The sequence below is a fragment of the Caballeronia sp. GAFFF2 genome (genome assembly GCF_023631485.1).
Lineage (GTDB): Bacteria > Pseudomonadota > Gammaproteobacteria > Burkholderiales > Burkholderiaceae > Caballeronia.
Window position 1 is genome coordinate 342225 of sequence record NZ_JALQDA010000027.1, and the last position, 14691, is coordinate 356915.

Annotated in this window: 11 protein-coding genes; 9 read left to right on the top strand and 2 right to left on the bottom strand. The window is 61.7% G+C overall.

Translation table 11 applies throughout. The features are described 5' to 3' along the window. Nucleotides 1-12: 12 nt before the first annotated feature. Nucleotides 13-438, bottom strand: a complete 426-nt coding sequence (locus NCT04_RS17955) for a BspC domain-containing protein (protein WP_244828275.1) — start codon at nucleotides 436-438, stop codon at nucleotides 13-15. 259 nt (nucleotides 439-697) lie between these two features. On the opposite strand from NCT04_RS17955, the gene NCT04_RS17960 reads away from it, so the two are divergent. The 3 genes from NCT04_RS17960 to NCT04_RS17970 all read left to right on the top strand — a co-directional run bounded on the left by NCT04_RS17960 (nucleotide 698) and on the right by NCT04_RS17970 (nucleotide 3367). Then, complete coding sequence (locus tag NCT04_RS17960; RefSeq protein ID WP_250466894.1) at nucleotides 698-1258, top strand: putative glycolipid-binding domain-containing protein; 561 nt, start codon at nucleotides 698-700, stop codon at nucleotides 1256-1258. Nucleotides 1259-1321: 63 nt separating this feature from the next. Continuing rightward, nucleotides 1322-2386 carry a selenide, water dikinase SelD gene (gene selD / locus NCT04_RS17965; RefSeq protein ID WP_250466895.1) on the top strand — a complete coding sequence of 355 codons (1065 nt, stop codon included), beginning with the start codon at nucleotides 1322-1324 and terminating at the stop codon, nucleotides 2384-2386. Nucleotides 2387-2437: 51 nt separating this feature from the next. Beyond that, the gene (locus NCT04_RS17970; RefSeq protein WP_250466898.1) at nucleotides 2438-3367 is read left to right on the top strand and encodes a cation diffusion facilitator family transporter; all 930 of its coding nucleotides are present in this window, start codon (nucleotides 2438-2440) and stop codon (nucleotides 3365-3367) included. 22 nt (nucleotides 3368-3389) lie between these two features. On the opposite strand, the gene NCT04_RS17975 is transcribed toward NCT04_RS17970, so the two are convergent. Beyond that, nucleotides 3390-3629 carry a hypothetical protein gene (locus tag NCT04_RS17975; protein ID WP_250466900.1) on the bottom strand — a complete coding sequence of 80 codons (240 nt, stop codon included), beginning with the start codon at nucleotides 3627-3629 and terminating at the stop codon, nucleotides 3390-3392. A 261-nt stretch (nucleotides 3630-3890) separates the two neighbouring features. Here NCT04_RS17975 and NCT04_RS17980 point away from each other — a divergent pair, with 261 nt between their 5' ends. The 6 genes from NCT04_RS17980 (at nucleotide 3891) to NCT04_RS18005 (ending at nucleotide 14644) form a co-directional block, all read left to right on the top strand. Further along, a complete protein-coding gene (locus NCT04_RS17980; RefSeq protein WP_250466901.1) occupies nucleotides 3891-6455 on the top strand; it encodes a mechanosensitive ion channel domain-containing protein in 2565 nt (854 codons plus the stop codon). A 139-nt stretch (nucleotides 6456-6594) separates the two neighbouring features. Further along, nucleotides 6595-7746 carry a purine-nucleoside phosphorylase gene (locus tag NCT04_RS17985; protein ID WP_244828266.1) on the top strand — a complete coding sequence of 384 codons (1152 nt, stop codon included), beginning with the start codon at nucleotides 6595-6597 and terminating at the stop codon, nucleotides 7744-7746. Nucleotides 7747-8260: 514 nt separating this feature from the next. Continuing rightward, nucleotides 8261-8578 carry a flagellar transcriptional regulator FlhD gene (gene flhD / locus NCT04_RS17990; protein WP_244828265.1) on the top strand — a complete coding sequence of 106 codons (318 nt, stop codon included), beginning with the start codon at nucleotides 8261-8263 and terminating at the stop codon, nucleotides 8576-8578. A gap of 18 nt (nucleotides 8579-8596) precedes the next feature. Continuing rightward, complete coding sequence (gene flhC, locus NCT04_RS17995) at nucleotides 8597-9259, top strand: flagellar transcriptional regulator FlhC (RefSeq protein WP_244828264.1); 663 nt, start codon at nucleotides 8597-8599, stop codon at nucleotides 9257-9259. Nucleotides 9260-9455: 196 nt separating this feature from the next. After that, complete coding sequence (locus NCT04_RS18000) at nucleotides 9456-11840, top strand: DNA polymerase II (RefSeq protein ID WP_502800671.1); 2385 nt, start codon at nucleotides 9456-9458, stop codon at nucleotides 11838-11840. 125 nt (nucleotides 11841-11965) lie between these two features. Beyond that, nucleotides 11966-14644: an ATP-binding cassette domain-containing protein gene (locus tag NCT04_RS18005; protein WP_250466905.1), complete on the top strand. Its 2679-nt coding sequence runs from the start codon at nucleotides 11966-11968 to the stop codon at nucleotides 14642-14644. The last annotated feature ends 47 nt before the right edge of the window (nucleotides 14645-14691 follow it).

The window sequence follows — 14691 nt, forward strand, 5'->3', positions numbered from 1 at the left end:
CACCGTCGCCAATCAACGCACGATGGTCGGCTTTATATTCGGCGTAAGCGATACGCCCACGACGTGCCCGTCGCGCACGCCACATCGGCTGTCCACGCGCGTCCATTTCGTCTTGCCGCGCGCCTTGGCGAACGCGCGCATCACGATGACCTGATCGACTGGAATCGGATTGCCCACGCTAAACACGGGCGTTTCGCTGTCGATTCTGGCTGACAACACGCGGCGGTCGGGCACGATGAGCGCGTCGTACTTCGGCGCGTCCGCAACCCATCGGTCGAAGGCCGCGACGCATTGCGCGACGCTCTCCGGCACATGCAGCCGCGACAGATACGAATAGTCTTCCGTCACGTTATCGGGTGCCTCTTGGGCCTGCGCGATCTGAACCATCGACGCGGACAAGAGCAATGCGAACAAGGCGGGAACGAAGGCAGTTTTCATGCGATGAGTCATGAGCGGCGAGAGCGAAGAGGCGGACAAAGACGAGCCTGCGCGATGAACGGCAATACGCTGGCGCCTGTCACGTGGGCTCGGGCGACATCGCCAACGTCGGCACGGATCGGGCGCGTCTTTTTGAGATTTCGCGAAGTATACCGTGTGATGTTTCGGCGCGTCGAGCGTGCGGCGTGTGTCGAAGGTGGATCGATGGCGTTTGGGCTGCGTTGTATGCTGCGCTTTCGAACTCACAACGAGGCGCGCGATGAAAACAGTGAGATGGTCGCAAGTGGACGGCACAGGACTGGAACATCTCGTATTGGACGATGAAGCGTCGCCGATCGTGATCGAGAGCGTGGTCGCTGGCGAAAGCAAGGCGGGCGCGTTCGGCCTCGTCTATCGCATAGAGTGCGATACGCGCTGGCAGGTCACGCGGCTTGCCGCGAAGCTCCCGGGCGGTGCGACGCTCGATCTGCATCGGTCAGATGGAGACGACGGAGACGAACACGCATGGACCAACGCCGACGGCTCCGCACGCGATGAACTCCGCGGTTGTATCGACGTCGACCTGAGCGCGACGCCTTTCACGAACACGCTGCCCATTCGCCGGTTGAAGCTGCAACGCGGTGAGCGGCGCGTGATTCGCGTCGCTTATGTGAACGTGCCGACGTTGACTGTCAGCGCGGTCGAGCAGGCTTATACGTGCCTGGAAGATGGGCGCCGCTATCGCTACGAAGGGCTCGATACGGGCTTTACGGCCGAGATCGATGTCGATGAGAACGGGCTCGTTACAGCGTATCCGGGGCTATTCAAACGTACTGCCTGAGCGCGCGTTTGTTCCCGAGCGGCGATAATGCCGCATCGATCGCACTTACCGGATGAAACCAAGATGACCGCCCATTTCAGCGCATCACCCCGCCTGACCAGCCTCTCGCACGGCGGCGGCTGCGGCTGCAAAATCGCGCCCGGCGTGCTCGCCGACCTGCTCAAGCGCAGCACGCCATTGCCCGCGTTCCCCAATCTCCTCGTCGGCAACGACACCGCCGACGATGCCGCCGTCTACAAGCTCAACGACGAACAGGCTATCGTTGCGACGACCGACTTCTTCATGCCGATCGTCGACGATCCGTTCGACTTCGGCCGCATCGCCGCGACCAATGCGCTCTCGGATGTCTATGCCATGGGCGGCAAGCCAATTTTTGCGCTCGCACTCGTCGGCATGCCGATCAACGTGTTGCCGCATGACGTGATCGCGCAAGTCCTCAAGGGCGGCGAGTCGGTATGCGCCGAGGCGGGCATTCCCGTCGCGGGCGGGCATTCAATCGATTCGGTCGAGCCTATCTACGGGCTCGCCGCGCTCGGTATCGTGCATCCGTCGCGCGTCAAGCGCAACGCGGCAGCGCGCGCGGGCGACGTGCTCGTGCTCGGCAAGCCGCTCGGCGTCGGCATACTGTCGGCCGCATTGAAGAAAGATCAACTCGATGCCACGGGCTACGCCGCGATGATCGCCGCGACGACCAAGCTCAATCGCCCCGGCGCGGAACTCGCCCTGCTCGATGGCGTGCATGCACTCACCGACGTGACGGGCTTCGGCCTGCTCGGCCACGCGCTCGAACTCGCACGCGGCGCGCAACTTACCGCACGTATCGACTATGCAAGGCTGCCGTGGTTGCCACAGGTGCGCGAGTTCGTGCGCGCGGGCATTTACACCGGCGCGTCGGGACGCAACTGGAACGCGTATGGCGCCGATGTATCGCTTGCCGCATCCCTCGACGCGCCTCAGGACGAGGCTCGCAACTTGCTTACCGATCCGCAGACTTCGGGCGGCCTGCTCGTTTCGTGCGCGCCTGAAGCCGTGAACGACGTGCTCGCGATCTTCCGCGCGGATGGCTTCTCCGACGCCGCCGTGATCGGCGAGATGGTGGACGGCGCGGGCCGTATCGAAGTGGCCTGAGACGCATCCGCGTAACCCAGCTCTTAGCATCCACCGGGACATCACTTGCACATGAAGGAAGAATCTCCGAAAGCGATTCTCTATGCGCTCGCCGCCAACTTCGGCATCGCCGTATGCAAGTTCGGCGCGGCTGCTTTCACTGGCTCAGGCTCCATGTTCGCCGAAGCCATCCACTCCACGGCCGATTGCGGCAATCAACTGCTGCTGCTCCTCGGACTCAAGCGCGCGCAGGCGCCCGCCAACGCGCTGCATCCGCTCGGCTCGGGGCGCGAGATTTACTTCTATGCGCTGATCGTGGCGCTGTTGCTCTTCTTCGTCGGCGGCGCGTTTTCGGTGTACGAAGGCACGCATCGTTTGATGCATCATGAGCCGCTAACGAACCCGATCGTCGCGCTTGTCATTCTCGGCATCTCGGTCGTGCTCGAAGCGTTTTCACTGGCGGGCGCGGTGCGCGAGATTCGCAAGACGGCGGGCAACAAGACCATGTGGCGCTGGTTCCGCGAGACGCGCGAGTCGGAGTTGCTGGTTGTCGCAGGCGAGGATGTGGCCGCGCTCGCGGGTCTCGCCATCGCGTTCGCTGCCGTGCTCATGACGATGATCACCGGCAACCCCGCATGGGACGCGGCGGGCTCGGTCGGCGTGGGCGTGTTGCTGATGCTGATTGCGTTTCTCGTCGCGCGCGAAGTGAAGTCGATGATCGTCGGTGAATCGGCCAGTCCCGAAGTGCGCAAGGCCATCGACGCGCATTTGCGCGCGCGGCCCGAGATCACGCGCATCATCAGCTTGATCACGCTTCAGTGGGGCAAGGATGTCGTTGTCGCCGTGCAAGCCGAGATGATCGACTATGCCAGCGGCCGCGCGATGATCGATGCAATCAACATCGTCGAGGAAGATTTGCAGCAAGCCTTTCCGCAGGTGCGCTGGGTGTTCTTCGAACCGGACGTGCCGCGCGAAGCCAGCAAGCCCGCCGCCGCGGCTTGAAACATGTCGTCCGTCGTCCGGCTCACGGCAAGTGAGCCGGCGGTCGTGCGTTGTGCGGCCTTGGTGTGACAGGTGTGTCCGGAACTTGCGTATTGCCGCGCGCGGGCACTTGCGTCACGCCCGTTTCCGGCAAGGACGATGCATCGTCCGGCAATTCCGCTGAAGCCGCCGACGCCGCTCGTCCACCCCGCATGAGCGGACTTTGCGCTGCAAACAGCAGGGCAGGCGCGGCAAGTGCTACCCAGAGCACGGTCAATTTCATTGCAGGACGCGTGAGCCAGTTGGAGCGACGGTCCGGATTATCGTCGCGGCGAGCTTGCGGGAGCCTGTCTCCAGAATCATTGAGTCTCGCGTTCATTTCAATTCGCGTCGTTTCAATGTCTGCATATCAGCAGACTTCATTCCGGCCCCGCGTCGAGACCCGGCCATGCCGTTACTGCGTTGGACCGGGGCATCGCGTTAGGATAGGGCGTGCGCGTCGTCCGCATCGAGTCCCAGCAATTTCGTGATTTTCATTCGACCCATGCGCAAACTCATACTCTTAGTCTGTCTGCTCGCCTTCACGAGTATCGGCTCGCTTCTTTCGGCGTCCGCCATTGCCGCCGGTTCGGCGCAAGGCGCGTCGCAACCCGCGGTCGCGCTCACGCCGCAACAGGCCCGCGATGCCCTTGCGGTGCTCAACGATCCGCAACGCCGCGCACAGGTCGCCGATACCTTGCGCGCAGTGGCGGCGGCCGGCGCGCTTGCCGCACCGACGGCCGCGAGCGCCACGGCGGCGAGCGGCGCGGAAACGGCTGCGCCTGCCTCGGGCGCGTCGGGCGTGCTTGCGAAATCGCTGACGGCGAACGGGCTTGCCTCGCAGCTATCGCATCAGGCGGGCAACTGGGTCGTTCAGTTCGCAACCGAGATGCGGCATACGCTGGCCGAGTTGCTGAACATTCGTTCCGTGGTGCATTGGTGGAGCCAACGCATGGCGACGCCGGAATCGCGCGCGCAGTTCGGTCACGTGCTCTGGATCGTGCTCGTGTGTCTCGTGCCCGCGTTTTTGCTTGAAATCGTCGGCGGCCGTCTGCTGCGTAAATCGCGTGCGAAGATCGCCGCGCGCGGTGTCGCCGATGCCGAGGTCACCGATCCCGAACTCGTGCAGAACGAACATGCGGCGGAACGCGCCGAGCACTTCGCCGAGCGCACCGGCGACGAAGCCGCGCAGCACGCAGCCGAGCGCAAGGTGGAAACGGCGCGCGGCCAGCGGCACGCGGCACGTCACTGGACCCTGTTGCAGCGTCTGCCCAATGCGCTTTTGTATCTGCTGTTCAAGTTCATTCCGCTTGGCGTGTTCATCGGCGTGGCGACGCTTCTGGTGTCCATCTTTATCGACGACAACTCGATCGAATCGCACGTCGCGAGCGAGTTTATCGATGCCTACCTCGTCTGCCGCATCATCATGCTCGTGAGCGGCTTTCTGCTGGCGCCGCATGCCACCGGCTTGCGGCTTTTGCAGATGCGCGATCAGTACGCGCTCTACACGTATCGCAAGCTACGCAGCATGGTGATCATCGCGGGTATCGGCATCGCGCTGGCCAACGGCGCGGAGCCGCTCGGACTGTCGGAAGCGGCGCGCATCGCCATTCTGAAGATCGTCACGCTCGACATCCATCTGATGCTCGCCTACACCATTTTCGACTGCCGCAAGCCCGTGGCGGAGCGTATCCGCGAACGCATGCGCAGTCATAAATCGACCGCGCTGTTCGGTGGCTGGATCGCCGATATCTGGGCCGCCGTCGCCATCTTCTTCGTGCTCGCGCTGTGGTTCGTCTGGGCGCTGGACGTGCAGAACGGCTATCGCACGCTGTTCCATCTCGGCGGCGTGTCCATTCTCGTGCTGGTCGGTGCGCGCGTCGCGGCAATCGTCGCGTTCGGTGCGCTCGGCCGCGTGTTCCACGAAAACGATGACGACGACTTCGCGGCGAAGTCCATCGCGCATCGTCATGCTTATCGCTATTACCCGCTCTTGCGCCGCGCCGTGCAGACGATCATCGCCGTGGTGACGGTCGTGGCGCTGCTCGAAGTGTGGGGCGTGCATATCGTGCAGTTCTTCACATCGGGCGGCATTGGCAACCGGCTGGCATCCGCGCTCGTGACCATCGCGGTCGCGGCGGTGTTCGCGGTCATCGTGTGGGAGACGGCCAACGTAATGGTCGAGCAGCGTCTCGATCAATGGAACGCGAGTGGCGACCGCGTGCGCGCGGCACGCCTGCGCACGCTTTTACCGATGATGCGCTCCGCGCTTTTCATCGTCATCGCCATGGTCGTCGTGCTCACCGGTCTCTCGGAAATCGGCGTCAACACCGCGCCGCTTCTGGCGAGCGCGAGCATTTTCGGCGTGGCGCTCGGCTTCGGCTCGCAAAAGCTCGTGCAGGATTTCATCACCGGCATCTTCCTTTTGATGGAAAACGCCATGCAAGTGGGCGACTGGGTGACGGTCGCGGGCGTCTCGGGCACGGTCGAATATCTGTCTATTCGCACGGTGCGTTTGCGAGGCGGCGACGGCTCGCTGTTCACGGTGCCGTTCAGTTCGGTATCCACGGTCAACAATACGAATCGCGGCATTGGCAACGCGGCGGTGCGCGTGTCGGTCGCGCTCGGTCAGGACGTGGATCTGGCCATTTCGACGCTCAAGGAAATCGGCACCGCGCTACGTGAAGACGACGCCTTCAAAGACGGCATTCTCTCCGACTTCAGCTTCTGGGGCGTCGATGCCGTCGATGGTTCCACCGTCACGCTCGCCGGTCAGATTCAGTGCCGCGACAGCACGCGCTGGCCGGTGCAACGCGAGTTCAACCGGCGCATTCTCAACGAGTTCACGGCGCGTGGTATCGAGATCGCCAATCCGCAGCGTAACTTCGTAATCGTCAACGGCACGCAGGACGCGGCGCACGATCCGGCGCATCCAGCCGACGTCGATGGTGACGCCCCCGCCGATCAGCGCGGCGAACCGTCGAAGGCGGCGCAGCATCCGACGGGCGAGGCGGCTGCCGGACAGGGCACGGCGCCCAGTGCGCCGCCGCCGCGGACATCGCAGGCTTGAGCGTTTTAAGGGTTGGCGCGGGGCTTGTTTTGTTATTGACGCTTCTATAATCGGTCGGGCCGGCCGCGCCCCTCAAAACGAATGGCAACAGGGCGCGGCTTTCTTCGAAGTTCGAACCTTATCGAGGAGCACGCCCCCCATGAACATTGCCGCCCGGTCACGTTCAAAATCCGCTTCACGCTTCCCCTCACGTTCTTCTTCACGCGCGTTAAGCAAGACTGTCCGCAAGGGCCTGTTTGCGTTAGGACTCGCAAGCCTCACGGCCGCAACGGGATGCGCCTTCGCCCAACAATTCGACGATCACGACAGCGATGACCGCTACGGCGGCGGTGGCGGCGGTGGCCGTCAGGTCAAGGTGATGATCGTCAGCATGTTCGGTCCGGAAGGCCAAGTGTGGCTCGACAAGCTCGGGCCATGGCAGGCCATCAAAGTGCCGGGACTCTCGCCGGACTATCCCGAAGTCCATTGCAACCGCGACGATGTCTGTGTGATGACAACTGGCATGGGACACACGAACGCGGCCGCATCGATGATGGCGCTCGCGTTCTCGGAGCGCTTCGATTTGCGCCGCACGTACTTTCTGGTCGCGGGCATTGCCGGGATCGATCCGGCGCGCGGCACGCTCGGCTCGACGGCGTGGGCGAAGTATCTGGTCGATTTCGGCATTCAATGGGAGCTCGACGCGCGCGAGAAACCCGCCGACTGGCCGAGCGGTTTTCTCGGTATCAACACGAAGGGGCCCACCGAAAAGCCGCCGCTCGATTACCGCACCGAAGTGTTTGCCCTCAATGCATCGCTGACGGATGCCGCCTATGCCATCTCGCGCAACGTCACGCTCTCCGACAGCGACGACGCCAAGGTCGCGCGCGCCAAGTTCAACTACGCGCCGGCCAACCGTCCGCCGCACGTGATCCAGTGCGACACGCTCGCGGGCGATACCTGGTGGTCGGGTAAATACATCGGCGAAAGGGCACGCTACTGGACGCGCCTGCTGACCGATGGCAAAGGCATCTACTGCACGACGCAGCAGGAAGACAACGCGACATACGAGGCGCTCAAGCGCGCGGCCAGCATCAAGCGGGTCGATCTGTCACGCATTGCGGTTTTGCGCGCCGGTTCGGACTTCGACCGGCCGTACGAAGGACAAACCGCCTCCGACAACCTGTTGAACTATTCCGCGCAAGGCGGTTTCGTACCCGCAATTCAGAACTTGTATCTGACCGGTAACCCATTCGTGCAAGAAGTCGTTACACATTGGGGCGCTTGGCGTAAAGGCGTGCCGCAACACTAGTCGCGAGTGCTGCTCAAACGGCGTTGCAAACCTGTAACTGCATAAAAGTAAATATTGCCACTTATGCCGCGACTCGGTAAAAACCGGATTCGCGGCATTTTTACTGATTTTTACCGCTTTCCCATCGTCTCAAAAATACTCGTGACCAGTGTCAACCGAACCGCCGGAAGCCCCGTTCTTGCGGGCATCGGCGATTAATCCTACAAAAAATCAGCCGTCCGTATTAAGCGCTCAATCCAAAAGAATGACAAAAACGGCGCGGTCAATATTGCCGCTTTTTTAGGCGCGAAAAAGTTACCGATGCAAAGTGTTGTTTGCAACAAAATATTATTGAGATGCTCTTGCGTTCGCTTCAGAGTCTTCTTAGAATCCGTTTCACAGTGTCTGTTACAAGATGTAACGCGCTGAAACAAAATCAGATGGACGTAGCCGGGCAGAGTTGAGTTCGGTGAGGCAAAAAAATATATCGGCACAAAGCCGGCGGGAAATCGGGGATTTACTGGAAGTTGCAACCATGAACGGTCGCGAAACGTTGGAATCGATCCGGGAAATCAACTTGTCGTACATCATGCTCGCGCAGCGTCTGTTGCGCGAGGACCGCGCCATCGGCATGTTCCGGCTCGGTCTTTCGGCGGAACTCGCCGATCTGTTGTCGGGCCTCACGCTCGCTCAGGTCGTCAAGCTCGCCCAGTCGGACAACCTGCTGTGCGCATTTCGCTTCAACGATCACTCGATGCTGTCGGCTTTGACGCAGCCCGCCAAGAACGCGGAAATTGCGCCGACGCACGCGGCAATCCTGCTGGCTGGCCAGCCGGCTGAACAGTTCGCTTAAGTAAAGACGGAGCGAGCCATGCTGAAGAAGAGCCTCACTGAAGATGCCCAGGAAGTGTTCCGCGCCATCGCGCTGATCGAGCTCGGTGCACGCATGCAAGTGCTCGAGAGCGAGCTGACGCTCTCGCGGGATCGCATGATTCGTTTGTATCGCGAAGTGAAGGGCGCGTCGCCGCCCAAGGGCATGCTGCCGTTCTCGGCCGATTGGTATATGACGTGGCTCGCGAACATCCACGCATCGCTGTTCTACAACACCTACACGTTCCTCAAGAACGAGGCCGGCTGCTCGCATCTCGACGCGCTGACCAAGGGGTATCGCCTGTATCTCGAGCACTGCAACCATAGCGGCGCCGAAGCGGTACTCGATCTCACCCGGGCCTGGACCCTTGTGCGCTTCTTCGACGCGGGCATGCTGCAGATGACCAAATGCTGCCGCTGCACCGGGAAGTTCGTCGCACACAAGCATGATTTGCAGAATAACGTGGTGTGCGGGGCCTGCCAGCCGCCGTCACGCGCGGGGAAGACCAAGAAAGCGGCGGCCGCTAAACAGGCCATTCAAGAAGCCGCGCTGGAGGCTGTGTCTGTCAAGAACGAAGTGCCAGCCGAGCTTGAAGAACTGGTACTCGACAACGTAGCGGCTTTGCAGCCGCAACGGGCTGGCCTGGTCGCACAGGCCGCTTAGGCGGTAGCGGCGCTGAACTGATCCTCCGGGGGCCGTCCGGAAGGACGGTGGACAATCAGCATGCCGCTACCGCTTTTTACTTTTCTGGTTCTCGTAGCTGATTTTCATCTCGATGCCGGCGCGCTGACTCCATGGTCATCGCGCCGTTCGTTTTTTTAGCTCGCCATTAAAATACCTCGATTGCATGCCTTGCCGCATGCGCTTTTCGAAGGGACGGGCTTTGTCATCCGCACAACAGGGATTTTTGCTGACGCGCCACTGGCGCGATACGCCGGCCGGCACGGAGGTCGAGTTCTGGCTCGCCACCGATGACGGCCCACGCAAAATCCGAATCGGCGCGCAGACGCCTGTTGCATTCATCCGCGCCGAAGATCGAGCGAAAGCGGAGCCGCTCGTCGCGAGCGTGCGCAATGCCGAACTGCGCGACTTGCAGCTCAAGGACTTTCGCCAAAAATCGGTAATCGGGCTGTACTGCGCACAGTATCGGCAACTGCTGGCGCTCGAAAAAACCCTTAAAAACGCGGGTATGGTTGTCTATGAGGCGGATATTCGGCCAACCGAGCGCTATCTCATGGAGCGCTTCATCACCGCGCCCGTGACCTTCGAAGGCGAAGCGCGCGACGGTTACATCTTCAGCGAACTCAAGCCTGCAACTTCGTATCGGCCAAACCTCAAGCTGGTTTCGCTCGATATTGAAACGAGCGTTCGCGGCGAACTCTATTCGATCGCGCTCGAAGGCTGCGGCGAGCGACAGGTCTATATGCTCGGCCCGGCCAATGGCGCCGATGCATCCGTCGACTTCGACCTCGACTACTGCGCAAGCCGCGCCGACATGCTGCGCCGCTTCAACGAGTGGATGGAGCGGCACGATCCGGATGCGATCATCGGCTGGAACGTGGTGCAGTTCGATCTGCGTGTGCTGCAGAAACACGCGGACGATTACGGCGTGCCGTTACGTCTCGGCCGCGATGGCAGCACGGTGGAATGGCGCGAACACGGCATCAAGCGCAATCATTTCTTCGTTTCGATTGCGGGGCGGCTCGTGATCGACGGCATCGAGTCCTTGCGTTCGGCGACGTGGAATTTTCCGTCGTTCAGTCTCGAATATGTCGCGCAGTCGCTGCTCGGCGAAGGCAAGGCGATCGACACTCCCTATGCACGCATGGACGAAATCGAGCGGCGCTTTCAGGAAGACAAGCCGGCGCTCGCGCGTTACAACCTCGTCGATTGCGAACTCGTGACCAAGGTCTTCGACAAGACCGAACTGCTGCCGTTTCTGCTCGAACGCGCAACCGTTACGGGTTTGGCGGCGGATCGCAGTGGTGGATCGGTGGCGGCGTTCACGCATCTATACATGCCGCGCATGCATCGGCTGGGCTTTGTCGCACCCAATCTCGGCGATGTCCCCGAGGAAGCGAGTCCCGGCGGATTCGTCATGGACTCGCGGCCCGGTCTTTACGATTCCGTTCTTGTGCTCGACTACAAGAGCCTGTATCCGTCGATCATCCGCACGTTTCTGATCGATCCGGTCGGGCTCGCGGAAGGCATGCACGAGACCGATGAAGCCGCTACCGTGCCCGGTTTTCGCGGTGCGCGTTTCGCGCGCGAGAAGCATTGTCTGCCCGCTATCGTCGAGCAAGTGTGGGAAGGTCGCGAGGCGGCGAAGCGTCAGCGTAACAAGCCGCTTTCGCAAGCGCTCAAGATCATCATGAATTCGTTCTACGGCGTGCTGGGTTCGAGTGGATGCCGCTTCTTCGATCCGCGCCTTGCGTCATCCATCACCATGCGCGGACACGAAATCATGCACCGTACACGCGAACTGATCGAAGCGCGCGGCTATGGCGTGATTTACGGCGACACCGATTCCACCTTCGTGTGGCTGCGCCGTGCACGCGACGAAGCAGATGCTGCGCGTATCGGCCGCGCTCTCGTCGAGCATGTCAACGAATACTGGCAATGTCATTTGCGCGAGACCTTCGGACTCGAAAGCGCGCTGGAGCTTCAGTACGAAACGCATTACCGGCGCTTTTTGATGCCGACCATTCGCGGCACGGAAGAAGGCAGCAAGAAACGTTACGCCGGTCTCACGGCGCGCGCGGACGGCAGCGAGGAGATCGTGTTCAAAGGTCTCGAAACGGTGCGCACGGACTGGACGCCGCTTGCGCAACGGTTCCAGCAAGACCTTTACATGCGTATCTTCAAGGGCGAATCTTATGCGGACTATGTGCGCGATTACGTCGAACGCACGCGACGCGGCGAGCAGGACGAACTGCTCGTCTATCGCAAGCGCCTGCGCCGCAGCCTCGACGATTATCAGCGTAACGTTCCGCCGCACGTACGCGCCGCGCGCAGTGCCGACGAACACAACACGCGCCTCGGACGTCCGCTTCAATATCAGAACGGCGGCTGGATTAGCTATGTGATGACGCTCGCCGGTCCCGAGCCAGTGGAAGCGCGCCATGCGGCCATCGACTATGAACACTACGTGACGAAGCAGCTACAGCCGATTGCCGACGGCATCCTGCCCTTCCTGCGCGAAGACTTCGATACGCTGATGTCGGGGCAAGGCGCGCTGTTTTAGCCGGTTCATGCGGGCGCGTTCCTTGCTGCCGCATCTCCCCGAAGTCCGGCAAGAGAACGACGGACCGCGCCGCGTTTAACCGCTCCCAAGGCGCCTTCCTCCCTCAACTTCCGGGATGGTTGCATATGTCGACTGCATCAAGCGAAATCAGCCGCTCGCAATTGCGTAACCGCATTACTGGCGATCTCTGGCAGGCAATCTGGAAATTTCGCGTACAGACGCTCGTCGCGGTGACGTTGATGATCGCGTCGCGCCTCGCTGTGGTGTCCGTGCCGCTGATGCTGAAGCACGTCATCGACGAGTTCAGCCGGCCCACGGCGAACCTCGTGTTTCCGGTGTTCGTGATCCTCACTTACGTGCTGATGCGTTATCTCGGCGACGTGCTGAACGAAGCACGCGACGTGGTGTTCAGCATCGTCACGCAACGCACGGTGGCGTCATTCACGGAGCGTACGTTCGCGCATCTGCATAACATGGGTGCGCGTTTTCATGCGCAACGCGAAACCGGTGGCGTGGTGCGCGACGTGCAGAAGGGCGCGGACGGTATCGGCTTTTTGCTGGGCGTGGCGATCTTCACCATCGTGCCGACACTGATCGAAATCGGCACCGTCGTGGCGATCATGGTGAGCCAGTATGCATCGACTTTTTTGCTGGCGATTGGCGTGACCTTCGTGTGCTATGCGGTCTATACGTTCATCTTCACGCGCTATCGCATGCGCTTTCAGCGCGCGGTCAATCGGCTCGAAGCAAAGTCCGACAGCCGTCTCGTCGATAGCCTGCTCAACTACGAAACGGTCAAGCTCTTCGCAAGCGAAGAGGTCGAACGCGGCCGGCTTTCGAGCGTGCTCGAACAATGGGTGCATGCACGCACCGCGAATCAACGCGCGTTGACCATTCTGCATGTCGGGCAAAGCACGATCATCGCGGTGGGCATTGCGGCGGTCATGCTGCTTGCCGCGCAACACGTGGTTTCGGGAACGATGAGCGTCGGCGATCTCGTGCTGGTGAACGCGTACATCGTGCAGGTGTGCTCGCCGCTGAACACGCTCGGTTTCGTGTTTCGCGAGACCAACGATGCAATCGTGAACGTCGAACGCATGTTCGAGATTCTGCTTGCGCGCGGACGGCGTGGCGAGGATATCGACGAACAGGACGCGAAGCCGCTCGTGGTGAGCGCGGGCGAGATCGAGTTCCAGCACGTGGATTTCGGCTACGATCCGGCGCGGCAGATCCTGCGCGATATCGACTTTCGCGCGCACCCGGGCAAGAAACTCGCGGTGGTGGGCGGCAGCGGGTCGGGTAAGTCCACGTTGATGAAACTGCTCTTCAGGCTTTATCAACCGACGGCCGGTGTGATCACCATCGACGGACAGAATCTCGGCGAAATCACGCAGAAGAGTCTGCGTGAAGCCATTGGTATCGTGCCGCAGGATACGGTGCTCTTCAACGATACGATCGCCTACAACATCGCGTATGGCCGCCCATCGGCGACGCGTGCCGATGTCGTGCGTGCGGCGCGCGCGGCGCAACTCGACGGCTTCATCGAACGCTTGCCCGATCACTACGAGACGCGTGTCGGCGAACGCGGTGTACGGCTGTCGGGCGGCGAGCGGCAGCGTATTGCAATTGCGCGCGCCATTCTGAAGGACCCGCGCATCATCGTATTCGATGAAGCCACTTCTGCGCTCGATACCCGTTCGGAACGCGCAATTCAGAGCGAACTCGACCGGCTCGCGCAAGGGCGCACCTCGATTGTGATCGCGCATCGGCTCTCGACCGTGGTCAATGCAGACTGGATTCTCGTGATGGAGCACGGGCGCATCGTGGAGCAGGGGCAGCATGCTGAATTGATCGAACGCGCGGGCGTCTATGCACGCATGTGGTCGCTGCAATCGCAGCAAGGCGAACTCGCGCACGCGCAACGCAAGGTATCGTCGCAACCGGTGGGACTCGGCTCGCTGATCGCCGGCGTGGTGGATGGACTGCATGAAGAGATCATCGAGCACGGCGTGCATCTCTTCACGATGATGACAGAGCCGGATCTTCGCGTGACGGGCGATCCCGGCGTGCTGCAGTTCGTGATCGCCGATCTGTGCCGCACGGAAGTTCGCGCGGCAACGCGCGGCGCGCGTGTCGAACTGCGAGTGGAGCGCGAAGACAATCAGGTGCGCTTGTGCGTGCTCGGCCCGGGCAACAAGCCCGCGCCGCTGACCGAGGAACAGGCGGCGCGGCTCGAAGAGGCGCTTACCAGCACGGGCGGCAGTTTCACGGTGAATTACGTCGATGGCCATCTCGCGTATGTCGCCGTCATGCCGTTGCGGCCTGTCGTCGAGGCCGACGATGCATCGACATTGGCCGAGCCGAAAGTGAACGTTGCCGACGCGCTCAACGGCCTTTCGGTCATGGTGCTCGACGATCAGGAAGATGCGCGCGAAGCGCTCGAAGCCGTTCTGGAAACGGCTGGTGCACAGGTGCGGTTGGCCGCGTCGGGAACGGAAGCGCTCGACTGGCTTGAAGCGACGCCTGCCGAGGCGTGGCCGAATGCGTTTCTATGCGACATCGTGCTTGGCGAGGAAGACGGTTATCAAGTGCTGCGTCGGGTGCGCGAACTCGAAGCGTCGCGGCGGGTGTCGCTGGATCGGCGCATGCCGGCAATCGCATTGACGGGACATACGCAGACGGATGACCGCTTGCGCGCGCAGCTTGCGGGCTTCCAGTTGCACATGACGAAGCCCGTGCCTGCGGAAAAGCTTATTGAAGCGATTCTGCAAGTCGCCGCGCGGCTGGAGCGCGCGGGGCGTTGAGCGCGTTGGCGCGCGTCAGGCACGCTTCGATCGCGTCGTGAGCCCGA